General features: G+C 41.7%; 20 protein-coding genes. 2 read left to right on the top strand and 18 right to left on the bottom strand.

From position 1 onward, the window contains the following. Positions 1 to 3: 3 nt before the first annotated feature. The 4 genes from AC1FXZ_RS10790 to AC1FXZ_RS10775 form a co-directional block, all read right to left on the bottom strand. Positions 4 to 1,929 (bottom strand): dynamin family protein, encoded by a 1,926-nt coding sequence (locus tag AC1FXZ_RS10790; protein ID WP_480053416.1) that lies wholly within the window; start codon positions 1,927 to 1,929, stop codon positions 4 to 6. A gap of 3 nt (positions 1,930 to 1,932) precedes the next feature. Then, the gene (locus AC1FXZ_RS10785) at positions 1,933 to 5,118 is read right to left on the bottom strand and encodes a TcaA NTF2-like domain-containing protein (protein ID WP_480053414.1); all 3,186 of its coding nucleotides are present in this window, start codon (positions 5,116 to 5,118) and stop codon (positions 1,933 to 1,935) included. 562 nt (positions 5,119 to 5,680) lie between these two features. Beyond that, the gene (locus AC1FXZ_RS10780; protein ID WP_480053412.1) at positions 5,681 to 5,836 is read right to left on the bottom strand and encodes a hypothetical protein; all 156 of its coding nucleotides are present in this window, start codon (positions 5,834 to 5,836) and stop codon (positions 5,681 to 5,683) included. 5 nt (positions 5,837 to 5,841) lie between these two features. After that, entirely contained in the window at positions 5,842 to 6,531 is a 690-nt protein-coding gene (locus tag AC1FXZ_RS10775; RefSeq protein WP_480053410.1) for a nuclease-related domain-containing protein, read from the bottom strand. A gap of 595 nt (positions 6,532 to 7,126) precedes the next feature. Between AC1FXZ_RS10775 and AC1FXZ_RS10770 the strand changes: the two genes are divergently transcribed. Then, positions 7,127 to 8,935 carry a tannase/feruloyl esterase family alpha/beta hydrolase gene (locus tag AC1FXZ_RS10770; RefSeq protein WP_480053408.1) on the top strand — a complete coding sequence of 603 codons (1,809 nt, stop codon included), beginning with the start codon at positions 7,127 to 7,129 and terminating at the stop codon, positions 8,933 to 8,935. Between the two features lie 154 nt (positions 8,936 to 9,089). On the opposite strand, the gene AC1FXZ_RS10765 is transcribed toward AC1FXZ_RS10770, so the two are convergent. The 6 genes from AC1FXZ_RS10765 to AC1FXZ_RS10740 form a co-directional block, all read right to left on the bottom strand. Further along, positions 9,090 to 10,220, bottom strand: a complete 1,131-nt coding sequence (locus AC1FXZ_RS10765; RefSeq protein ID WP_480053406.1) for an ABC transporter substrate-binding protein — start codon at positions 10,218 to 10,220, stop codon at positions 9,090 to 9,092. Positions 10,221 to 10,273: 53 nt separating this feature from the next. Continuing rightward, positions 10,274 to 11,092, bottom strand: coding sequence for an ABC transporter permease (locus AC1FXZ_RS10760; RefSeq protein WP_480053404.1), 819 nt, complete (start codon positions 11,090 to 11,092; stop codon positions 10,274 to 10,276). A 51-nt stretch (positions 11,093 to 11,143) separates the two neighbouring features. Further along, positions 11,144 to 11,965, bottom strand: a complete 822-nt coding sequence (locus AC1FXZ_RS10755; RefSeq protein ID WP_480053402.1) for an ABC transporter ATP-binding protein — start codon at positions 11,963 to 11,965, stop codon at positions 11,144 to 11,146. 267 nt (positions 11,966 to 12,232) lie between these two features. Then, positions 12,233 to 13,171: an MBL fold metallo-hydrolase gene (locus AC1FXZ_RS10750; RefSeq protein ID WP_480053400.1), complete on the bottom strand. Its 939-nt coding sequence runs from the start codon at positions 13,169 to 13,171 to the stop codon at positions 12,233 to 12,235. 160 nt (positions 13,172 to 13,331) lie between these two features. After that, positions 13,332 to 14,288 carry a phosphotriesterase family protein gene (locus AC1FXZ_RS10745; RefSeq protein ID WP_480053398.1) on the bottom strand — a complete coding sequence of 319 codons (957 nt, stop codon included), beginning with the start codon at positions 14,286 to 14,288 and terminating at the stop codon, positions 13,332 to 13,334. A gap of 23 nt (positions 14,289 to 14,311) precedes the next feature. Further along, positions 14,312 to 15,331, bottom strand: a complete 1,020-nt coding sequence (locus tag AC1FXZ_RS10740) for a phosphotriesterase family protein (protein WP_480053396.1) — start codon at positions 15,329 to 15,331, stop codon at positions 14,312 to 14,314. Between the two features lie 222 nt (positions 15,332 to 15,553). Between AC1FXZ_RS10740 and AC1FXZ_RS10735 the strand changes: the two genes are divergently transcribed. Then, complete coding sequence (locus tag AC1FXZ_RS10735) at positions 15,554 to 16,444, top strand: LysR family transcriptional regulator (protein WP_480053394.1); 891 nt, start codon at positions 15,554 to 15,556, stop codon at positions 16,442 to 16,444. 263 nt (positions 16,445 to 16,707) lie between these two features. Here AC1FXZ_RS10735 and AC1FXZ_RS10730 read toward each other — a convergent pair whose 3' ends face one another. The 8 genes from AC1FXZ_RS10730 to AC1FXZ_RS10695 all read right to left on the bottom strand — a co-directional run bounded on the left by AC1FXZ_RS10730 (position 16,708) and on the right by AC1FXZ_RS10695 (position 25,340). Next, entirely contained in the window at positions 16,708 to 17,538 is an 831-nt protein-coding gene (locus AC1FXZ_RS10730; RefSeq protein WP_480053392.1) for an enoyl-CoA hydratase-related protein, read from the bottom strand. 42 nt (positions 17,539 to 17,580) lie between these two features. After that, positions 17,581 to 18,507, bottom strand: a complete 927-nt coding sequence (locus tag AC1FXZ_RS10725) for a hydroxymethylglutaryl-CoA lyase (protein ID WP_480053390.1) — start codon at positions 18,505 to 18,507, stop codon at positions 17,581 to 17,583. Between the two features lie 134 nt (positions 18,508 to 18,641). Next, entirely contained in the window at positions 18,642 to 19,394 is a 753-nt protein-coding gene (locus tag AC1FXZ_RS10720; RefSeq protein WP_480053388.1) for an SDR family oxidoreductase, read from the bottom strand. A 69-nt stretch (positions 19,395 to 19,463) separates the two neighbouring features. Then, a complete protein-coding gene (locus AC1FXZ_RS10715; protein WP_480053386.1) occupies positions 19,464 to 20,762 on the bottom strand; it encodes an acetyl-CoA hydrolase/transferase family protein in 1,299 nt (432 codons plus the stop codon). Positions 20,763 to 20,811: 49 nt separating this feature from the next. Further along, positions 20,812 to 22,005 (bottom strand): thiolase family protein, encoded by a 1,194-nt coding sequence (locus AC1FXZ_RS10710; protein WP_480053384.1) that lies wholly within the window; start codon positions 22,003 to 22,005, stop codon positions 20,812 to 20,814. A 99-nt stretch (positions 22,006 to 22,104) separates the two neighbouring features. Next, entirely contained in the window at positions 22,105 to 23,280 is a 1,176-nt protein-coding gene (locus AC1FXZ_RS10705) for an acyl-CoA dehydrogenase family protein (protein ID WP_480053382.1), read from the bottom strand. Positions 23,281 to 23,303: 23 nt separating this feature from the next. Next, entirely contained in the window at positions 23,304 to 24,080 is a 777-nt protein-coding gene (locus tag AC1FXZ_RS10700; RefSeq protein WP_480053380.1) for an enoyl-CoA hydratase/isomerase family protein, read from the bottom strand. Between the two features lie 60 nt (positions 24,081 to 24,140). Further along, entirely contained in the window at positions 24,141 to 25,340 is a 1,200-nt protein-coding gene (locus AC1FXZ_RS10695; protein WP_480053378.1) for a CaiB/BaiF CoA transferase family protein, read from the bottom strand. Positions 25,341 to 25,357 lie beyond the last annotated feature (17 nt).

Genomic DNA, 25,357 nt, shown 5'->3' with positions numbered 1-25,357 from the left:
GTTTTATACCTCTACCTTTTCTGTCTTCATGCTCAAACCACGATAGTGTGCTTGCAGTTGCTCTTTCGTTCCAATCAATTTCTTTTCTTGACGTTGGACGACTTCTACTTTCTTTAGCACTTCGGTTTTCTCTAAGCTGGCATTTTCTTTTAATGTGCGCAATTGATCTTCTGCTTGTTGAACGTGGTTCTTGACCGTTTGTTTGAATTGATCGCTCGCAGCTTTTGAAATGGCCTTCCATTGCTTCTGAAAGTCACCTAGTTTCTTTTTCTCCGTTGTACTAAACTGGTTCGTTAAGTCTCTGCGCAGCTTCGTTTTTTCATCTTCGCCAGAGGTGAACAACCCCCAAAGCCACGAGATTCCATTGGCTACAACCGTCGCTGCGTACCCGGCACCAATCGCCACTTTTCCGAGAAAGCTTGTACTATTAACCCATGCCTCATCAAGTTCTTCATACAGATCATCAAATATACTCGGCTTCGCTTCTTTTTGATACGAAAGCGTTGATGGCACCAAGTTTTCTTCTGGCTCTGACCAAATCTGTTGTAGATTGTGGTCAAGCTTCAACCACTCATCATTCACATTTGAACTCGACTTTTCAATCGCCACTTTTATCGTTGCTTTAATCTTTTCCGACTTTTGTTGATGCAATTTGCGTTCTGCTGGGGCAATCGCATCTTCAATTACACGGTTGATCTGTTCGGTTGACAGGTACCTGTTTTCCTCAAACACATCGAATGCAGCTGCCGTAATCTTCTTCAGCTCACTTTGGTACCAATTCTCAAGCGAGAGTGCTTCTTTTTTTAATGCAAAGTTCAACTGTTGATCGGCCTCTTGTCCAACTTTTCTAACATGGTCAATTTTCGGGATAAAGGCATCCACCTTCGCTTGCACGCCTTGCACTTGATTTTGTAACGTTTTCTTTTCAAAGGCAATTTGCTTTTCTAAAATTTGATCAATAACTTTTGTTGCTTGTTGGATCGGCTTTTGCATTTTGACCGCACCACGATCAAATTGTAGAAATTCAGCTAATGCCTTCTCTAGTTCCACAAAGCCTGTATCGGCAATCGGCCACGGCTCAATCGGTTGGCCTCGAACCGTGAGTTCTTCTCCATTTGCGATTCTTCTTGCATTCAAGGCTTCCTTCGCTGCGACCATGAAAATCTTTGTATTAGGCAGCAGGGCTTCTAACTCTTTGCGCGCATACGTCATTACTTTTTCAATCTCTTCGTCGCTGTTCAACAGATCTTTGAAGTTAATGACGACAAAGATTTTGTGAATGTCATTGGCTAATAAGCGATCGCGCAAGAAGCTTCTTTCTGAATCCGATAAAATTTTCGTCGCTGCTAGAATAAATATCGCTGCATCTGACGTTGGAATAATCGTATTAGTAATTTGTTCGCGTGCCGGATCAAGATCATTTACGCCTGGCGTATCAATGATACGCACTCCATTTTCACAAAATGGAAGTGGGTAGCCAATCTCGGCGTATTTAATATTGCCTAAAAACTCGACTTGCTGTTTGTATGCCTGTTCCGATTCTTCGTCTCCTTCAATCGGTTCTTTTGGCGCGATCAACTTTTTAAATTGTTCCTCACTAATGGACTTGTTCGTGTTTGACTGATGAAAATGCAAGCGAATAGACGGTTGTGGTGCGTGCGTAATCACATTTAAGACAGCAGTCGTCGGACGAACGAGTGATGGCAGTACTCGTCTTCCTAATAACCCATTAATAAATGTCGACTTCCCACGCGAAAATTCCCCTACCACAACAATGGTAAATTCCTCATCTTGTAGCTGTTCTTTTAGCCGTATGATCTTTTCATATTCCTTCTCAAGATTCATTTCTTCTAGTAAAAATGAAAGTTGAGTAAAGGACTGTACGACGTTTGCTCTTGTTTGTTTAAATGCATCCAAAGAAAAACTCATGCCCTATTCCCCCTCATACTCTTCAGCGCTATATCTGTATTCCTCTAAAATGTCCAATCTCGGAATGTCCTCGATTCGCATCGTCCCGTTTTCTGACACATGAACTAAATAATCAACCGAAACTCGTTTCTCATCTCCGCTTCCATTGCGATATGAATAGGCATCGACTACTTCTACTTCAACGAGCACACGAGTGTCGTCATACTCCCAAATCTCTACAACTCGAAATGATTGATTTTGAACATGCATGCCCTTTTCATTCGCATTGCCAATGTAGTCTACCGTAGCGTTATACTCACTGTTTCCATATACGTAGTAATCTTCTATATAGGAAAAACCTGCACCATTAAAGGCATAGATGAAATCACGATAATACCCTTCGATAAAGTCTTGCACTTGCCAAGCGCTGATGTTGTCAATCGTTCGTACGATGATGTCTTCACGTTCTGTATGGAGATCTTCAATTTGAACGATCGAAAAAGTCATCTCACTTAACGCGTTCACGATGTACTCTTTTTCTTTGCGATACTCCGTTTTTTTGCCTTCATTACTAGTAAAGACAAATTCCTCATACGTCTCTACTCGATACTGATTCCTGCCTACCTTTTCAATCGACAGAATCTCATTCGCATAAAAATCAAAGCGATGGCCTTGGTGGGCTATGGAATCGATATAATTCTCCAATCCACCATACGCGCTCCCATTCTCAGCTAAATAGGATTCAATATACGAAAAATACCCCTCATTTAACGCATCCATATAGTCAGCGCGGAAGCTACGCAAAAACGCGCTTAAATCTTCGTTATAGATGTGATAATCTGGTTCAATTACTTCGATGACATCATGGCTTGACGCCACAACTCTAAGCTTGTCATTCTCTATTTCCATTAACGTATACTGTCCACGATAGACCGTTACGAACTCATTTTGGTTGATATGCTCTTCGGTTCGAACGAGAACCTCATGATCTCCCCTATACTCAATCTCCATCACTTCAAAGTACTCAAGCTCCGAGTCATAGATCGATTCCACATGAGGCCGGTATTCGTTCCAACTTTCTTCGACAAACCATTTCGCCATCACAAATTGTTCGTACCCTGATACAAAACGCGAAAGCTCATCCGCCATTCCCATCATAAAACGCTCAACATCTTCTCGTAGCCAATGATCTTCGAGTCTTTGATCATCGACTACTTCTGGTTCTTCAATCGGCTCTTCTTTGACCTCTTCCGATAGCACAAACGCCTCAGCCTCTTCAAAACGCTCCCCCTGATTGTATAAAACAATACTTACCATGATCGCCGCTACGATCATCATCCCACTTGTCCAACCTTGCTTGCTCGCTAATTCTTGTACCTTTTCTTCAACGGCATAGTGCATCTCGCTCGGGGCCCGCCCGAGCTGGTGATCAACCAAGTGAGAGACATCTATATGTGCTTGCCCTCGTTTACTCGTACGTTTTTTGAAATCATACGAATTTATCTTGCGAAGGCTTTCATATTCCTTGATCGCTTCCTTAATCGGCAAAAATTCATACAAGCCCTCGATATTCTCAAACAAATACTGGCACTCTTGAAACGGTTTTAGTGAGGAGACGTCTTCTTCTACTTTCTCAAACAGTGGTTCAAATACCTCTACCCACTGCTCTAAGACAGAAAGATACTCATGTAAACGTATGATCTGTCCCTCACCAAATTCTCGATACGTTTGACTCACTTTTGTATACTCGCTATTCCATTTTTTACAGAGAATCTCCGTTTCTTTTATCTGCTTTTCAAGTGGTTTCCGTAAACCAAACTCATGAATCGTTGCCCATTCCTTTAACAAGCGACTCAATGAATTACGTTTCGAATTAATAGCTTCTTTCTTCTCCTGTAGCTTTCTTGCCTCGACATTATACGTAAATTGTTCCTGTCCAAACTGTCTAACCTTTTTCTTCCCAAAAAACTTCGCACCCCAAAGCGTCGCCCACCAGTCTTTCAAACGCTTCTCCTCAGCTTCCAATTCCCTGAGGTGGTCGCTATACTCTGATGACTCACGCTGATATCTACGAAGCTTGAATTCGACTTTGTCCTTCCAATTTTTCTTGCTAAGATCAATTCCTGCACCGTTGATTGATTCACTCAACTCTTCAAAAGATTGAATGTTTGAGACGTTTGCAATCCCCTCATCAACGTTACGAAACTCCTGATCTAGTTGAACGAGCTTCTCTTCTATTTTCTCTCGTCCCTTCAGAACATTCGGTAAATCCCGATCAAAAAAGGAGTAAACCAATGGCTCCAAATGGTAAAAGTCGGCATCAGCTTTTTCATTAATCCATAATTGATCAAGTTGTTGCAGTGGTTTCTTAAGCCGTTCAAACATCCGTTGTGGCTTGGTGTCCTCTTCTTTCAACGTTTCAAAGATTTTCTCAACCTCAGTCCAATTGCTCCATTTTAATTTCGTGTCATTCCCTTCAAGCTTTCCTTCTAACGCTTCAAGAGCAGAGACTCCAGTCAGACCACTGAGCAAACTACGAAACTTTCGCCTTTCTGCATCTAGGAACTCATCCAAATCTTCTTCCTCTTCATCATGAAGATCAATCCGGTTGACGACTCCGATCGGCGTAATACCTAATTCATTAATTTTCTTTAGTTCTGCCACTTCCGTACTTGTCCCAAAAAACTGATAATTAAACAACCAAATCATCTTATCAGCTCGATGCAAAAACATTTCCGTTGCATCAGTATGGTGGTCGATCGTCGCATTGAGCCCCGGCGAATCAACGATCGTCACGTGCTGTAATTGCTCAACCGGAAGTTTCAACTCAATATGAGAAAGCTGCTTACGGACAAAGTTGAAGCGACCATCCCGCTCTGCTGTTAATTGCTCCAACCACTGTTCGTCGTATTCTTTCGTTTCACCATTCTTAAAATGACCGATTACTTTCTTCGTCTTCCCGTACGTTAATTTTGTGACGACAGCTGTTGCAGGAGTCACATCCGCCGTTAAAATCTTCTCTCCTAACCAAGCATTAATAAACGTCGATTTCCCCGCCTTAAACTCCCCTGCTATCATCACAATAGGAGGCTCCTTCAAGTCTTGTTGAATCGCCGTAACTTCCTCTAAAATGTATCTATAATCATCATGACCACTCACTAGCTCTTTCCACTTGGATAAGGCCCGATCGAGATCCTTTTTCCACCCCATAGTAAAAACCCTCTCTACTCCCTAAGTAATACTTATGTTCACCCCAAGATTCTCCTTATATCTACCTATTACTATTTTAATACAAAATTGGATGTTTTTTTATTATTGGTTGAAATATTTTTAGGGAATTGCTCGGGGAGTGAAAAGGGCGCTTTTCCCTTTTTCACTCCCCTATAGGCAATGTGCGTAGCCGTTACCCTCTTTTAAAAAGCCTTACTATGGGTGGGTTCTCATAGTAAGGCGCGTAACGTGTGGAGCCATTGCGCTTCTTCGAGATGCTTTTTCACCAGCCTCGGGTTCTCGCGCTTCCTCTGTCCTAGTTCTCTGGCAACTAGAGGAAGCAGCAGAACCGTAACTGCCGGTGAAAGGATTTCAGCAGCCAATCAAAAGGTTGTTATTTTTCATTAACTAGTAGCATGGCAACGAAAAATAATCATTATAATGAAAAAACAGCACACTTTTTCACAAAATAGATTGAAAGTGTAGTATTTTCTACTTCTAACGCTTCATTTGCCTTCAAAATGCCCTTTAAGACTAGGCAATACCCTTACGAAATCACGTTTTATAGCAATTTTGCAAATATAACGGCGAATTCGCTGATATAACGGCGATTTTCGTAATATAACAGCGAAATTGTTAATATAACGGCAATTTTGCCCAATTTAATAGCAAACAACGCTTTGTAGCAATTTCCAAGGAGCGCTGCCGCGGTTCTCACACTTCCTAACTCCTCTTTCGCCGAACCCTATCAACATGAACTTTCTTTATCACATCATCAACGAGTATGTATTTCTGTAACCTCGCATAGAGTTGATCCACTTCTTGCGTTGTTAGTACTTTAGAGCTACCCTCAATCTCTTTCTTTATCGTTTTCAATAGTTCATTTCTCTTGATCACTTTCACATTTGGCGACGTCACCGTAACTTTCTTAAGTGTGCATCGCTCACTAAATACAATGTAAGATTTATAGAGATTCTGATCATCTAGCCCTACTTTCAATTTCAAAGCATTGATATGTCCTTTGTTCTGCCAAATTGGATTAAAAAATCGATTTTTCTGCCTGCTTTGCAGAGTTTGCGTCCAGTTTCTACTTTTCTCATCACCAAAAATCCATCCACTGTAATTCTTCGATTCAAATACATAAATACCAGTCTGACAGATCATGATTAAATCAATCTCAGTAGTTGAACCATCCTTCTTTGGTATGTACAAATTGGTCATGAGCCTCTGGTATCCCTCTACCTTTTCTAGATAAGAAAAAGTCATAAATTCACCATAAACTCCTTTATCAAATAACGTTTTCCAAAAACCGTATCCACTAGTAGCTCCGAATTTTGACCGACTGAAGCTCAAGTATTTAGGCAGGATAACAAGTCCAATCCCTAATAAAAAGAAAAATAGTAGAGTTCCCAATTATGAATGCTCCTTATTTGTTTTGTCATTATATTCAAATTTTCATAGTTTCCACCTTACTACCAAATATTGTTATTATAAGCTATATGGTTAAAATGCTCTAGTCAGATAGTAATAAATATATTGAAAAGGATGATATCAAACGGAACTTCACAAAATTCTAAATCGGCCAAAAGCAGAAGTCCCACGCAGGTACGAATCCTTCATGCTGTAGAGCCCATAAAAAAGGACATCGCAAAACTCGTAAAAGTGGGCTCGACCATTCATTACCTACGACAAAAAAACATGAGCCCATCAACCCGGGTTCATGCTTTTACTATTCCCAATCAAAAACCTTCCAATAAGTGATAGTCTAAGAAAGGAGCTTACACATTAAATAAGAGAGACAATTCAGTTGAGCCTAATTTTACTTTCCCAAAAGCTTCATGGACGATTCATGAGGAAGCAGCTGAAGCGTCCCCATGCTCCATAAATATCCTTCAATCACTGCATATGAATTTTAAGTTTCAATTCCTATATCAAGACGGCGCAAAATTTTCATAATATTGTGTACAATCCTTGTGCTAGATACAATCTTTATGAAAGGGGAAAATCTATGAATAAGAAAATAAGTTTTTCCATTCTACTAACAGCCGTTCTTATCGTTATGGCGTTAATTCCTTCCTTTGCTATGGCGAATAGTGGAAACGCTTTAACAGGAAACAACTCCTCACATCAAGAAAATGCAAACAAATCGACACCTAATAAGGGGTCAAACGATTCAATCCCTCAGCTAGAGCCCGCACAACCAGGCACTTTAGAGGCGTGTGTGGATCTAAAAGACACTTTTGACTTTGATCAAACCACTATCACATCGGTAGAGGTCGTTACTGAGGGAACGCTTACCAATGCCGGTAATCCGGTTGGTGAGCATTGTCTCATCAAGGGCAAAATGAATGAGCGAGTGAGCCCTGTAGACGGCCAGACCTATGCGATCGGTTTTGAAATGCGACTTCCCGTAGATTGGGAGGGACGATTCCTCTACCAAGCTAATGGTGGATTGGATGGAAATGTTGTCCCTGCACTAGGAAGTTTCACAGGTGGTCAGTTAGAAAACGGACTGCAGATGGGATTCGCTGTTTTGAGTTCAGATGCAGGCCATAGCGGATCACAGAATCCCCTTTTCGGACTTGATCCACAGGCACGTCTAGACTACGGCTACCAAGCAGTCGGAACGCTTACGCCAATGGCTAAGAGCTTAATCGAGGAGGCGTACGGTCGTGAGCCTGATCGCTCATACATTGCCGGCACGTCCAACGGAGGGCGACATGCAATGGTAGCTGCTTCCCGCTACGCAGATCAGTACGACGAATTCCTAGCTGGGGCGCCTGGGTTCAACTTGCCTAAGTCGGCAGTTGCCCAGCTGTGGGGTGCTCAGCAATGGGCAAAAGTTGCAACAACTAAGGACGACTTAGAGACTGCGCTGCCTCCAGCAGAGCGTGAAGTGCTTGCACAAGCGATCCTTGACCGCTGTGATGGCTTGGACCGACTTGTTGATGGTATGGTACAAGACAAAGAGCGTTGCCAACAAGTTTTCGACGTTGAGCGAGATGTCCCAACTTGCGATGCAGAACGGGACGGTACTTGTCTGACTGAAGAGCAAAAGCAAGTGGTTAAAGATGTTTTCGCAGGAGCTCGCACTAGTGACGGGGAAGAGTTCTATTCTTCGTTCCCATTTGATCCGGGACTCGTTAGTGAAAATTGGGCCAGTTGGAAGTTTAATAGCTCCGTAAGTAACCGAGACCCTGTGGCTGTTGGATACATTTTCTCAACGCCACCAGAGAGTCCTAGCATGATGAACGATACGCTTGGCTATGCGCTGAACTTTGATTTGGACACTCAAGGACAGACAATCTATAATTCCAACGAGCTCTACACCGAAAGTGCGATGGAGTTCATGACGCCTCCGGACCCGACTAATCTGGACTCTATGCGCGATTCAGGAGCGAAGTTGATCGTCTATCACGGCGCCTCTGACGGAGTCTTCTCGGCTGATGACACGGCGCGTTGGTACGAAGAGCTTAATGCAAACTACAGAAACAAAGCCGATGAGTTCGCCCACTACTTCGAAATCCCTGGCATGGCGCACTCCCGAGGCGGCCCTGCCACCGATCAATTTGACGGTTTGGGCGCTTTAATCGATTGGGTTGAATACGGTAAAGCACCGGACCGAATTACAGCGACAGCGCGTGGCGAGGGTAATCCAGGTGGCGTTAACGACGATGTGCCTTCCACATGGGCAGCGGACCGTTCTCGTCCACTATGCCCTTACCCATCGGTAGCTCGCTATACAAAAGGTGACCCAGAAGTTGCCACAAGCTTCGAGTGTAAGCCAAGTTCAGGAGGACCAGGCCTGAACCGATAGTACTTCAGAACAGATAAGGGAAGCGCTTGTTCTCGCGCTTCCCCTTATCTCTATTTAGCTGGTCTGTACTGTATCTGATAGTTCTCTTGTTATCTGGAGGAAGCACAAGAACCGTCGCCCCCAGGCTTCCTCACCCTTCCCAAGCTTCCACTACTTAATAATTCCTTGCCTGCTCTCTAACTGCTTCCTCATCAAAATCGTTAATTTTATCGAGGAGTGAGTAATCATAGAGGACTGACACGTCTGGAATTTCATCTGCGAATCCATTAGATGCTACGAATTTTTCCCAGCGTTCTTTTGAAATATATCCCCATTGACCATCAGAGGCCGGTTGATAATTATTAACGGTTACACCTAATGATACGATGGCTTCCTCTAGCGCCTGCTCTTCCGATTTATCCGTTGGCTTAGATGCAGGATAAAGTTCCCAGTTTAACCTCACTGCTTCCTCTGGATTTTCTTGAGCAAAAACGGCTGTTTTTACGACCGCTTGGATATAACGAGCAACGATGTCACTTTTCTCTTCATCCGCATCCCTTTGCATAACAAATCCAGCACCAAAGCCTTCTGCCACTTCTTCAGGGAAAGGTAACATTCTCGTTTCCGCTCCAGTTACGAGTGAAGCTAAAGCCAAATCGGCTTGATTCCCTACTAATGCATCCATACGTCCTCCTCTTAAATTTTCCATAGCTGCTGTTACACTGTTAATAGCAACCGCATCAACGGTTGAAGGGTCTCCTCCATCTTCAATGACATTTGCATGCATAAACGTTTCAAATGGAGCACCTAGAGAGGTCACACCAACTGTTTTGTTTTCAAGATCTCTTGGGGAATTGATATCACTTGATTCATCTACAACAATTCCAAACACTGGTTGTTGATAAGGTGTAAACGTATAAGCGATACCTTGATCATTTCCTTCTGCCATCGGATAAACAAGAGCATCCGGTTGAGACGTTCCAACATCCGCCTGTCCAGCAACTACTAATCCAAATACTTCGGCTGGTCTACCTGGTAACGAGACAATTTCAACATCTAATCCTGCTTCTTCAAAATACCCTAACGGTTCACCAAGCCACGTTGGAATTCCACTAGATGAGCCTAAAACAAACGGCGTAGCGACAACAATTTTATCTAAAGGTTTCTCCTCAGAATCTGACTGGTTACCTGATGCTGAGTTACTAGGTGATCCAGTGTCAGTTGACGCACATGCACTAATGAATAATAGCAGGCCAGTCAAAAACACCACCACAAGACTTTTTTGTAAATTCAGAATCCTTTTCATGTAAGCACCCCATTTTCTAGTTAATCAATCATCTTACATTTTTTATTCTATTTCTAATTTCGCTCTGCATCCGACCAGAACACAAGCTTTCTACGTATTAGATTGAGGATCATCGTTAACCCCCACCCAAGCAAAGCTAGAATAACAAGGACTCCAAATATACCAGCCGTGTTCAAAACTTGTTCCATTTGAATGATGAGAACGCCTAACCCTTCACGGCCAGCAAGAAACTCCGCAACAATGGCTGCTGTTATCGCTTGAACTAATGCAACTTCAAGACCTGCAAACAAGAAAGGTAGCGAACCTGGTAATACAAGTTTTCTAAAAGTGTTCCATTTCGAAGCACCTAATGAACGCATGACTGCTAGTCGCTCTGGTTCCACAGATTTGAAACCACTTAAAGCGTTTACAAGTACTGGGAAAAAGACAATCAAAATGACTAGCACAACTTTTGATCCCATTCCATAACCGAACCAGATGATAATTAAAGGGGCAACAGCAATTTTAGGTACACTTTGAAATGCCACAATAAATGGTTTAAATACCCGTTCGAGTAACGGAATTTGTGATAATAATAAAGCAAGGAAAATACCAATCAATGATCCAATTACGAAACCAGCAAGTACTTCATAGAGTGTCGTCAGAAAATGGGGATAGTAATTTAAAGCTCCCCCTGGATTTAAACCACTTATAAACGATTGCCACACTGCTAATGGTCTTGGAAGAATAACTGACCGAATGTCAAAAATAGTAACAATTAAGTCCCAGATAATTATAAAAGCAACAAACACCGCAGGAATCAATAAATAATCAGGATTCCAAGAACGCATTTTTAGTTTTGTTGGTTTACTTTGAGTATTTACTTTTAACATGTTAGTTCCCCTTTCTTAGCAATTACCTGATTATAAAATACTGATATAAATTCATTCTCCTATTGTCGCACCAAGTAAATGACGAAGGTGTTGAGCGGCCTCATTGAATTCTGGTGTTGACATGACTTCAAGATTACGGGGACGACCTAAGTCGACTTTAAAATCTTCTGCTACTCTTCCTGGACGAGGTGACAACACGAGTACACGATCAGCCAAGAAAAGTGCCTCTGTCACACTATGAGTAATAAATACTACGGTTTTACGTTTCATTTCCCAAATACGTAGCAACTCTATCCCCATCGTTTCTCGTGTTAGGGCATCTAAGGCACCAAACGGTTCATCCATGAATAAAATTTCAGGATCATGCATCAGAGCTCGAGCAATACTAACACGTTGCTGCATCCCACCAGATAATTCATACGGATATAGTTTTCCTGCATCACCTAGCCCTACTAATTCCAGTAATTCCTGAGCTCGCACTTTGGCTTGTGCCTTATCCATACCTAGTACTTCAGCACTCAACATGACATTATCGATTACCAACCTCCAAGGGAATAGTGCTGGTCGTTGAAACACGATGCCAATGTCACGGCTTGCACCTTTCACGTGCTTTCCTTTTAAAAGTACTTCTCCTGAAGTTGGCTTCACTAAGCCTGCCATGATTTGCATCAATGTACTTTTCCCACAACCACTTGGACCTAGAACTGCTAAAAATTCGGTATCCCCTATACTAACATTCACATTTTCGAGGGCTACAACAGTGTTACCAGAAGTCGTCTTAAACCTTTGATCTAAATTACGTACTTCAATGATCGATTCACGAGTAGACTCTCTCTTTCCTAGGACGTTGCTTTTTAATGCTTTAATAGCCATCAACTCTTCCCCCTATTCATCTTTTAGATCCATTTTGTCTTTTGTGGATTCAATTTCATCGTCGATTATTTTTCAACTCTGAACTCATCTCAGCTTCTCCTAAAGAAGAAGTCACTCTGAATATTCTATAAAAACCTTTGTTTCCCTTTTACAAAATCATATTATTATAACATTACACCAATCTTTTTTATATTTCATACTTTGCTTAGATAGAAAAAGCACTATTGGGAAGCAAGTTTACGAACCTTGCTCCAATTCTTCGATCCACTATACAAGTTCTTCTCGATACCCATTCATCGTGACAAAGAACGGTGAAGGCAAAATTCGTGTATCGCCAGTGTATCCAAGTTCTTTAGCAATAGCCGTGAACGGCGCGTACATATCATCATTCTCATCGAACCCTTTCCCACTTACCAGGTGCCGTTTGGCTACATCAGCAATTCGCTCCTCCACCTCGAGGCTCGTTCGTAGCACAGCAGAAACATCAGCTCCATCTAGCTGTTCGCTCATCGCCACCCCACTTGGGTCGAGAAAGTTGTGCCCCAAATATAAACGCTTAGGTTGTACATCCTCGAGAAGATGCTTCAAACTTTGACGGTAAAGGGTAGGCTTCTCAATGGACGGAAAGCGAGTGTTGATCGTACCACACACTTGTACAGCATCAGCCGCAAAAGCCCAGTCAAGACCATCAAGCAAGTATGTTACCGAACCTAAAGAGTGCCCTGGGGTAGGTATTACGGTTATAGACACATCATCTCCCAGCGACAGGCGCTCTCCACCGACGAGTTTTTGCGTAGGTTCTACCTCGTCTCCGATGACCTTCATTAAAATGCCTGTCTGTTGAGCATAAGTTGACGCATCTAAATATTGTCTTTGAATCCGATCATGACTCGTAATATGAGAACGTCGATCGCTTAGTAACGAAGCATCTGCCTCGTGAATGACCACTTCTGCCTGTCTTTTTGTTTGCTCCCATATCGCTCGTGTTCCTCCTATATGATCGGCGTGACCATGAGTGTGTAAAATCCAGCGTATATCTTCAAGTCGTAGGCCGTGTCTTGCAAGAGCTGGCGCTATCACCTGTACAGGTGACGCCACGACCCCGGTATCAATTAGAACGGGTTGTGTGGCATCGATGTAGTAAGCATACGAGGCTGAACGGCCAAAGGTACACTTAATCGTAATGACACGTATCGAATTGTCCATTTTTTCACTCCTCCGAATTTTTTCCACAACACCTGCAACGCTATGAGGATACAGGTGTTGTAGATTTTCAACTAGCAAAAAACGTATACGTTTCTCAGTGCCACAATGTCTAGGGGAATCATTCACAGCAGTGTTGTGTTAACTTGACCACTATGGTTAATCAACTCATCGTTAGGAGGTGCGCCGGGTTGTTTACTAAAAGCTGTTCAATCGTCTCCTCTTTGATACCTGAAGCCCTAAGATCCGGCACAAAGACTTCTAGCAGTTCTGTAACCGAATTCGGTGTAGACTCAAAACCCAGTGGAAAACAATTTGCATCCGTGGAAAGGATGGCACGCTGTGGTCCCTCTGTCTCGAGGAAATTAACGATTTGACTCAGACGTTCAGCCCGAGGACGCGACCATGGAGGTGCAGGTTTATCCGGCGTTGCCTTCTCGGTGTCGTAGCCGATCGTGTCATATCCTACAAATGCCCCACGCTTCGCTACCATAAAATCGCGTTCAGGATCACAATCAAAAGCATGATCTGCGTGACCGATAACCACGCGGTCTAACGTTAGGCCTTCAGTCTCAAACAAATCCATTTGATGATTAGCATCTTTCGATAAATGTGTAAGGACCGGAACACCAGTAGCTTGCGCTGCCCGAGCTGCTGCACGGTACATGCGTTCATCCAATTCGCTTAATCCACCGTTGCTAACGCCAACTTTGATGACACCGGCCTTCACGTTCGTCCCATCGATTCCATCTGTGATCTCACGGCAGAAGAGATCAGCCAAATACTCAACCGACTTGTCATGGAAATACGCTGGTATCCCATCACCTGCCCAGAATCCCGTACATGCAATAATATTCACACCTGTTTCCTTCGAGATGACTTGGTAGTACGCGACGTCGCGTCCAAAGCCCATCCCAGAACAATCAACGATCGTACGCCCTCCAAGTTCATGGAAGCGGCTAAGCTTCGTAAGTGCAGCTTCTAACATAACGTTGTGGGGTGTCCACCACTTTGGATCCAATTCATGGCCTGGTATTCCAAACCCAATGTGCTCGTGCATCGCCGTGATCCCAAGTGCTTCCGTTGCAATCGGGCCGAGAACTGTGTTTACTTTTCCCATAATATCCTCACTCCTCTTTTATCCTATTTGGTTTGTGCAACGACCGCTGTGTCAAAAGCAAGTAGTCGCTGTGGGTTAGTTTCTAACAAAATACCGATGTGATCTTCTGTGCCACCTTCCTGACGCAAGATTGGCATGAATGAGCCAAGCAGATGAGAGAAACCGGTAAGTGGCAACTCATGGCCAAATGCACAGCCAACAGCGTTGCTTGAAACAAGCACTTTATCACCAAGACCCGCCTCAAACAGTTCGAGCATCGACTTTGCTCGTTGGCGTTCGTCGATAAAGCCATCTGTCGGAGACCAGCCTGCATGATCGAATGCAACAATCGCACCCCTTCGTGCAATCGAAACGACCTCAACATTATGTTCTAGGCGATCGAGTCCCCCGACGATGACTCGGTCAAGAGCAAGGCCTTCACGCTCAAGGATGTCGAGCTCATACGCAGCGTCAGCCCCGACCTGAATTGATAAGGGAGCTCCTGTAACAAGTGCTGTTTGAGCAGCAGCCCGGTAAAGTTGCTCCTCGAACATCGTGATGCTTCCTTGACTAGCAGCAACGCAGATTACACCAGCGGGTCCTGAGCGAAAGCGTTTCGGTACGACAGCTCCCTCTGTAACCTCTTTAATAAACAGATCTGCCAAGTATTCTACTGGGAGTGGTTTCGGTGGGTTCAACATCATCGTCGGTGGCATGGTGAAATAACCACCCACCATTCGTTCGCGCCCTAGTCCGGTCGAAGCTACGATATGTACACCTGTCTCTTTAGAGAGAAGTTGGTAAAGTACCATATTGCGACCTTGAGCCATCCCGCCACAGTCGACAATTGTCTTGCCACCTAGATTACGATATTCAATGAGAGCCTTCTGCAAGGTCTCAAAAACTTGTTGCTCATCAATGTTGATTTCAGGGGCAAGTTCAGCCCCAGGCACGACGGAGAGGAGAGCCTCGCGAATGAGGACAACTCCCAGTTCCCTAACCGGCACAGGTCCGTTAACAGTTTGCGCGAAACCTAAACCTTTCTCTTCTGAACTCCTAATCATCATTAAAACCTCCTATGAATTCATGATATTTAAGAAATGGTTGTTATCGATTATCTTTGTTCTTGGAAACGTTTACATTACTTATACTAAACTATAAATTCAGAACTTTGAAACATCGAAAAGGAATAACAGTTATTCCAAACTTGCAATATTGTCATAGGACCTGTACCATAATCGTATAAAAGTTCAAATTTATCAGAAAAATATATAGGTGGTGTAATCTTGGATACTACTCGCTTACAATACTTTCTTGAAGTCTGCAAACATTTGAATTTTAGCGAAGCCAGTAAGCACCTTTATGTATCCCAGTCAGCAATAAGCAAGCAAATAGCATTATTAGAAGAAGAGCTTGAGGTCAAACTATTTTTTAGGAATAAACGAACAGTTGAGTTAACTTCTGCTGGTGAAATTTTTTATGAAAGAGCTAAAAAAATAGTAGAACAATATCAGGAAGCGATTTTAGACACCCGTAAAGCAAATAAAGGAATTATAGGAACATTAAAAATAGGGTTTGTAGAATATATGGAGTCTCTCCCCAATTTTCTAAGAATGTTTCAAAAAAAGTATCCATTAATAGAAATTCTCCCCCATCAAATGAATGCTGCCTTACTTATGAATTCAGTAGATAATAAAGAGATAGACCTTGGCTTTACATACTCTTCCGGAATGGAACGATTTCCAAACCTTTCATGGGAAACGTTTATTCAAGGTGAAATGGTTGTAATCGCTAGCATCGATCACCATTTGTCGACTCTAGATAAGATACCAATTGCCTCATTAAAAAACGAACCCTTTGTCATCATGTCTACATCTGAAGCACCCGGGAGTTATAACCTAATCGCTAAATTATGTAAAGAGGAAGGATTCCCCCCCAAAATTGCTTTCCAAGTGAATCAAATAGAAGCACTTTTCCTGCTAGTAGATTCCGGTTTCGCCATTACGATATTACCAAAATATGTTCGGAATTTCGGAGATAAAAATCATAGAAAGATACCGATAGAAGGGAAAAATCTAAATTATCATTGGGGAGTAGTCTGGCATGAAGGTGATACAAATCCAGCACTTAACACGTTCTTAAAAGAATTAAAACTATATTATAAGAAGGATGAATGAGCGCGGGGACATGTCTCGCGCTTCCTTTTGGATAGTCCCCTCTGATTGCCGTTCTCCTCTCATCTGGAGGAAGCATTAGAACCGTCCAAGGGTAGTAAAAAAGGGTGTTTTCCCCTTTTTCACTACCCTATAGGCGATGTGCGTAGCCATGAATAGTATACAAAATTAATCTTCCATGTGTTTTTGTTGATTGTTAGAAACAATTATTCTAATCAAAGGGCCACGAAGCACGAGAAACCGTCCCCACGCTCCTCCAAGTCCCCTTATTTCCCTTGCCACCGTGGTGCACGTTTTTCATTAAATGCGTTAATGCCTTCTACTCGATCTTCTGAATCAGCACACTTATAATAACTTTGAAGTTCAATCGATAAGGCCGTAGTGAGATCCGTTTGCATGCCATTGTCAACAGAAGCTTTTAACATTTTCAAAGAGAGTGGTGCATTTTTTGAAATTTCCTTTGCAATCTCGTACACATTATCTAATAGTTCATCACTAGTGAAAATGTGATTAATGATTCCTAGTTGTTTTGCTTCTTCTGCTACAACTTGATTTCCTCTAAATAACATCTCTTTTGCTGCTCCAACGCCGATAGCCCTGGCCAAAAGCTGTGTTCCTCCAATTCCAGGGATAATTCCTAGTTTTGATTCAGGAAATCCCATTTTGGCATGACTTGCTGCTGCTCTGAAGTCGGCATTTAATGCAAGTTCAAGCCCTCCTCCCAGAGCAAATCCATTGATTGCAGCAAAAACAGGGAATGGAAATTTTCGTATTGACTCAGCTGCATCTTCGAAAATGTCATGTTGTTCTTGCCACTGTTTACGTGTCATTCCCTTTCTCTCTTTTAAATCCGCACCAACACAGAAGCTTTTGTTGCCAGAGCCCGTCATAACAAGCACTCTCAAATCCTCTTGTTTTTTCAGTTCTTGTAGCGAGTCGATAATATCTACTGCCATTTGTGTTGACATTGCATTCATAGAATCAGGTCTATTAAGCATTAACGTATAAATTCCTTCATAACGATCATGTCTTGCAACACTAACTGTCTCTTTCACCTTCATCATTTCCCCTTTAGTTTCAGCACTTTTCATTTGCATTGTTTCCACCTCACCTTTTTGTTTAACAAACGTCTATTTGTGTTATATTCTATTTGGAACCGGGTACCTCCTTGTGCTTTTTCCTGCCTTTGCCACTTGCCCAGGGAGTTCATGCTCTAATACTGTTTCTAACAACTTCGAAGTCTCAAGTAATTTATCTAGATTAATATTTGTCGCTATCCCCATTCTTTCTAGCATATGGACGACATCTTCTGTACAAACATTACCTGTTGCACCAGGGGCAAACGGACATCCACCAATCCCACCTAGGGCAGCATCAAAACGGGTGACGCCAGCTTGTAACCCAGCTAAAACGTTTGAAAGTCCCATTCCTCTTGTATTATGAAAATGTAAACCAAAGACCTGATCCGGATATTTGATTTTAGCGTTTGATACTAAGGTAAACACTTGTAGTGGATCGGCCATTCCGGTTGTGTCTGCGTAAGTCAAAATATGAACACCTTGCTCTACAAGGATATCTGTTATTTGAAATACTTGCTCCTCAGCTATTTCCCCTTCAAACGGACATCCAAATGAGGTAGCCAACGTGACATCCACTAAAATATCATGACTATCACAATAGTTTTTGATCCTATTAAATTCTTCTAGAGAGGCTTGAGTGGATTTTTTTACATTTTGTTCATTATGAGTATTGCTGATGGAAAACACATAATTGACTTCCTTCACACCAATTTCTGAAGCGATTTGAGCCCCTTTTAAATTTGGGATTAAAGACGTTAAATTAAGATTTCCTTTCGAGCGAATAGCATAAAAAAGGTCTTTAGTATTTGCCATCTGAGGAACTGCTTTGGGATGCACAAATGAACCAAATTCAATTGTGGATATATTTGCCTGTTCAAGCTGATCTAACAGCATGCATTTTTCATCAATTGAGAGAATTTTTGTCTCTAATTGGAGACCATCTCTTAAACCTACCTCATTTATCGTCACACGTTCAGGTAGTTCCATACATTTAACCTCCCATCGGTAAATCTATTCCTATGTCTGGATTGACTCCCAAAAAGAATTTGAACATTTTATTTTCATAGAAGTGGAAAAACCTTAACCTTTCTATTAGATTAAGGTTATTGGCTGAAAATTGGTTACACATTTCTCGCACCTAAACTTTTCCCACCATCTACATGTAAGACTTGACCGGTAATGTAACGGGCCTCTTCTGAAGAGAAAAATAAAACTGTATTGGCAATGTCATAAGTCTGACCAATCATTGGTGTTGGCTGTGCTTGGATAAGCTTTTCCTGGACATCTTCTCGAAGGTTTTGAATAAGTGGTGTATCAATTAAACCAGGTGCAATGCAGTTAACTGTGACATTATATTTAGCAAACTCTATTGCAAGGGCTCTAGTTAAACTCACGAGTCCCCCTTTTGATGCAGAATAGTTTGATTGACCAGCCTGACCAAGCCATGCACGAGAAGAAATATTAATGATTCGGCCATATTCTTGATCCTTCATGTATCCAAGTACAGACTTTGAACAAACCCAAGCCCCTTTTAAGTTCACATTCATCACAAAATCAAAGTCTTCTTCTGGCATCTTTAAAATTAAATTGTCTCGTACGACTCCCGTATTATTAACGAGAATATCAATTCTTCCATACTTCTCTATAATTTTGCTTGTCATTTCATTTACTTGTTCTGTATCCGTAATATCTGCTTGCACTTCTATCGCTTCGTATCCTTCTGCATTAATGGAATGTGCTACCTGTTCGGCTTTAGCTAGGTCAATGTCATTAATAACTACTTTTGCACCCTTCTCGGCAAGTTTCTTTGCAATTCCTTCCCCTATCCCACTTCCTGAACCAGTAACTAATACTACGCGTCCTTGAACATTCACATTTCATCTCTCCCTCAGCGTCTGTCTGTAAGTATTTATTTTGGAACTGTTATCATTTCTAATGCTGGTTTATACACCTGCACTCCTTGTTCGTAAGCTATGTGAAAGTTCATCACGAAAATCTGGATGAGCAACCGAAATCAATTCTTTTGCACGCTCATTTAGCGATTTGCCAAATAATTTCGCTATTCCAAATTCCGTCACTACATAATCAATTTCTGATTTGATCGAAGTAACGTAAGAAGTCTTGATCTTAATACGTGACTGAGTTCCTCTTTTCGCTGTTGATGGTAAAGCGATAATGGCCTTACCTCCTTGAGATAATCTCGCTCCACGTATAAAGTCCATTTGCCCACCTACACCAGCAACTGGGTACTCGCCTACTTGTTCAGCATTTATTTGCCCAAATAAATCAACCTCTAATGCTGAATTAACCGAATGAAAGTTACTTATTCGGGATATGACTGCTGCATTATGTGTATAGTCTGAGGGGTACAACTCAATATTTGGGTTATAATGGGCAAATTGATATAATTCACTAGTACCTGTAATAGTGGTACATACCGTTCGATTTCGATTAATCTCTTTATGCTCATTTGTAATGATACCTTGCTTCATAAGCTCCATAACCGTATCTGTAATTGATCCTGAATGAATGCCCAGTCCTTTTTTTGATCTAAGCGATATTAGTACGCTATCTGCAATTTTGCCAAGTCCCACTTGAACGGTAGCATAATCTGGTATTAGTTCTGCCACGTACCTTCCAATTGCCATTTCTTCTTTTGAAGGTTCTCCACTTGGAATCGTGAGCAATGGGCGATCAGAACAGACGAAATGATCAATCTCTGATACATGTACAAGTGTTTCTCCTGATGAGAAAGGAAGTTCATTATTTACTTGTGCGATTACTTTTACAGCATTCTTAATTAAAGATTGTACTGTATCGACCGAAATACCAAGGTTACAGTATCCTTCCTGATTAGGTGGTGACACTTGGATCAGGGCTATGTCTATTTTTTCATCTTCTAACCATCGAGGAATTTCCGATAGATTCACTGGTACATAGTCACACACATCGTCCATATAGGCACTTTTTAGAAGTGGAGAACCCAAAAATGTACGTATGTTAAAGTGCGAGTGACACGTTGGATCGGCGTATAAACACGGGCTACCAATTACAAGATTATAAAGAGAAACACCATGCATTCGGTCTTTTTGTCGTACTAGCTCTTCAACGAGTGTTTGTGGCTCATTGCAGAAAGGTGCAAGGAAAACCTTTTGAAAAGATTCAATGTGAGCGATTGCTTCTTTAGAACTTGTTTGTCTCGTGCGATATAGTGCCTCCCACTCTTCTGTCGGCATATTCATTCAGTTCACCCCTTATTGTTATAGCTACTAGTTTAAGAGGATTCAGTACTTAAACTTGGAGATTTTCCACTATCGTTGTAATTCCAAGCCCACCACCAATGCAAAATGTAGCTAATCCATACTTTTCTCCACGTCTTTCCATTTCATGAAGCAGCTTTGTCATTAATACTCCACCTGTTCCACCAATTGGATGACCTAAAGCAATTGCTCCACCATTAACATTCACTCGGTTGATATCTAGACCTAGTTCCTTAATTACAGCAAGCGATTGTGCTGCGAACGCTTCATTTAGCTCAATGAGTCCAATATCATCTAACGTTAATCCTGCTTGTTGTAAAGCCTTTCTTGTGGCAGGTGCAGGCCCAATTCCCATTAATTCCGGGGATACCCCCGCTACTGCTTGAGCTATGACTTTAGCCTTTGGCTGTGCTTCGTATTTATTGGCTGCTTCCTCTGTCATCATCAACACAGCACCCGCTCCATCGTTTCGTCCACTGCTATTTCCCGCAGTGACTGTACCATTCTCCTTAAATACAGGCTTCAAGGTACGTAACTTTTCAATACTAGTTGAGCGTGGATGTTCATCCTTATCAAATAGGACTGTCTCTCTCTTTTGTTTCACTTCATATGGGACAATTTGTTTTTCAAATAGCCCTTGTTCAATCGCATTTTGAGCCAGCTCTTGACTACGCATCGCAAACTCATCTTGCTCTTGTCTTGAAATTTGATATTTTTCAGCCAAATTTTCTGCAGTGAGACCCATGGTTAAGTTCCCATATGTTTCAATAGGTTGTGCACGTGGCTGACTTTCCGTATTGGAATCTAGTATTTCTGTATTTCCAACACCAAATCCATATCTCCCATTTCGAATATAAAAAGGAGCCGTGCTCATGCTTTCTGCTCCACCAGCAATGATAATATCTGACAACCCACACATAAGTTGTTGCGCCGCATTATTAATCGCTTGGAGACCAGATCCACATTGGCGATGGACAGTATAACCGGTTACTTCAATCGGAAGGCCTGCACGTAATAGAGCCAATCTTGCTAAATTGGGAGCATCTGTACTTTGCTTAGCCTGGCCAATGATGACCTCATCAATATCCTGTTTCTCTACTCCGGAGCGAACCACAATTTCATCAATTACTTTAGCTGCTAGAAAATCTACTGGTTCATCTTTTAGTGTTCCACCCATTCGACCTACTGCCGTTCTAACAGAATTTATAATCAACGCATTTTTCATTTGATTTTCCCCCATACTCTCATCACAAGTGTTTGAAAACTAAGTTTTTTCACAATCTGAGAATGCTCATTTCTCAGATTGTGAATAGTATGCAATGTATTAATACGATCTCGGCAACCCAAGTACGTGTTCTGAAACATATGAAAGTATTAAATTCGTTGATATTGGAGCGACTTGGTATAATCTCGTTTCTTTAAATTTACGCTCAACATCATACTCTTCGGCAAATCCAAACCCACCGTAGGTTTGCAGAGTAACATTTGCTGCCTCCCAAGATGCATCTGCAGCTAGTAGCTTTGACATATTCGCTTCTGCACCACATTTTTGACCTTCATCAAAAAGCTTAGCTGCTTGAAAGCGCATTAAATCAGCTGCTTCAATATTTACATGTGCACGAGCTATTGGAAATTGAATCCCTTGGTTTTGACCGATTGCACGGTTGAAGACGACTCTTTCATTCGCATAATTTGTAGCACGTTCAATGAACCAGCGACCATCCCCTACACATTCTGCCGCTATCAGAATCCGTTCTGCATTCATACCATCTAAAATATATTTAAAGCCTTTGCCCTCTTCACCGATTAGATTTTCAACAGGTACCTCAAGATCCTCGATAAAGAGCTCTGTCGTTGCGTGATTCATCATTGTACGAATCGGCTTTATTGTTAAACCATTTCCGACAGCTTCTTTTAAATCAACGAGTAAAACAGAAATTCCTTCTGTCTTCTTTTTCACTTGATCAATTGGCGTTGTTCTTACTAGGAGAAGCATTAAATCTGAATACTCGGCACGTGAAATAAATACTTTCTGACCATTTACGATATATTTATCCCCTCTACGCTCTGCGAATGTTTTTAATTGGGTCGTATCCGTGCCCGTGTTTGGTTCCGTAACACCGAATGCTTGTAATCTCAGAGTACCATCGGAAATTTTTGGTAAATACTTAGCTTTCTGTTCAACACTACCATGTCGTAGTAGAGTTCCCATCGTATACATCTGAGCGTGACAAGCCCCTGCATTTCCACCTGAACGATTGATTTCTTCTAATATAATAGAAGCTTCTAAGATTCCAAGCCCCGAACCACCATACTCCTCTGGTATGAGTGCAGATAAGAAACCACTTTTCGTAATCTCATTCACGAACTCTTCAGGATAAGCTTGATTTGCTTCTAGCCCTCTCCAATAAGCATCGGGATATTTGCTGCAAACCGCGCGAACACTCTTTCTTAATTCTTCATGAAACTCGGTATTTTCTTTTACAGTTGCTGAATTCATATCAAATTCCTCCTAATAATCTATTATTTATTAAATTTAGGTTTTCGTTTTTCAAAGAATGCTTGAATACCTTCTTGAAAGTTTTCTGACTCTAAACACATTCCTTGTGCAAAGCCTTCTAATTCAAACGTTTCATCAATGGCAGCCAGCATACTTCTATTGACTAACTTTTTCATCAAACCTAGTGCCATATCTGGTCCTTCACTAAGTGTTGATGCCAAAGTGTGAACTTCCTTTAAAAGCAATTCATCTTCTACAACCCGATTGACGATCCCGATCTTGTTTGCTTCGTCTGCGGTTATCTTTTCACCGAAAAACATAAGCTCAAGGGCACGCTGACGGCCAATTAATCTCGGCAAGAAGTACATAGAACCCAAATCAGGAACTAACCCTACCTTGGCAAAACTTTGAATCAGGACAGCTGAACGACTAGCTACAATCATGTCACAAGCTAACGCTAGACTCATTCCAGCTCCGGCCGCAACCCCGTTTACTGCTGCAATAACTGGCTTTTCTAAGTTCAAAATGGCCTGGATCATCTCATGACCTGCTTTTAATCTATTTCTACCAGAAACAGCATCGATATCTTTTAATGTATTAAGATCACCACCAGCTGAAAATGCTTTCCCTTCACCTGTTAACACAATGACTTTCGCTTCATCGTTGTCTTTTATATGCGTGAAAAAATCCCTTAGCTCCTCGCGTATTTCAAGTACAATCGCATTTCTCACTTCTGGTCGATTCAATGTAACCGTACAAACACCGTTTTCTATGGATACGTTAATATTTTGATAGTTCAATTTTCGTACTCCCTTTCTTTAGGGAAAATCGCTTCAACCCAAAATATTTTGTTAGAACATTCAGATATTTATAGAAAGTTTCTTACCTATAACACCCTTATTTCTAAGACTTTCAATGCTTTCATTTGTGTGTCCAAACTGTTCTAGTATGCTCTCTGTATGCTCACCAAGTATCGGTGCGTGTGATTGAATTTTTCCAGGTGTTTCTGAAAACTTTATCGGAAATCCAAATTGTTTTATCGTTCCGGCGACTGGATGAGTTGTTTCTGTAAATAATTCTCGATCGATAATTTGTGGATCAGAAAAAATTTGGCTTATATCATTAACAGGACCTACACATGTATCTTCTAACGCCAATAAGTCTAGCCACTCTTGTTGATTTTTTGTCTTAAATAAATGGGAGAGCTCTTCTTTCAATTTTGTTTGTATTTCTTCTGAACCTTCGTGTAGTTCAATCCATTCTGGCTTCTCTACTAATTCGCAAAATCTCCTCCAGAATTTCTCTTCTGATGCTCCAATCGATAGAAACTTGTTATCCTTTGTTTCGTACACATTGTAAGAAGCGTAATAACCATCCAATCGATTTTTCCCTCTTTCAGGAACCTTGCCTGAAGCGAAATAATCTGATGCTGCAGCATATAACCATGTAACAGCGCCATCCATCATCGATACATCAATATACTGCCCTTTTCCAGTGCGCTCCTTGTGGAAAAGAGCCATGCAAATCCCAGACAGTGCCATTAACGCTCCTCCACCTAAGTCAGCAATTTGCACTCCCGGCACAACTGGCTTTCCATCCTTTTCTCCAATTAGACCTAGGATCCCGCTATACCCTATATAGTTGATATCGTGTCCTGGTAAGTGGCGATACGGTCCTGTCTGGCCATAACCAGTTAATGAACAATACACAATACCTTCATTTATTTTAGAGATCTCGTCATAACCTAGTCCTAGCCGTTCCATAACCCCCGGTCTGAAGCTTTCCAAAATGACATCAGCCTCTGCTGCCATTTGTTTAAAAATTTCTTTCCCTTCCTCAGATTTAAGGTTTAATTCAATACTCTTTTTATTTCGATTGATCGTTAAATGACGTGCACCAATCCCTTCAACTGCTGGCTTTCTCCAACGTATATAATCTCCTTTACCTGGTTCTTCCACTTTAATGACATCTGCACCGTAATCAGCCATCATTAACGTACAATATGGCCCAGGCAATAATCTTGATAAATCCAATACTTTAACTCCATTAAGTAAGCCCATAATTCCCTCCAAAACTT

Source organism: Halalkalibacter sp. HAAS-P014, from assembly GCF_056619965.1.
The sequence above is the reverse complement of the archived record's forward strand: the minus strand, read 5'-3'. Positions and strand labels throughout refer to the sequence as shown.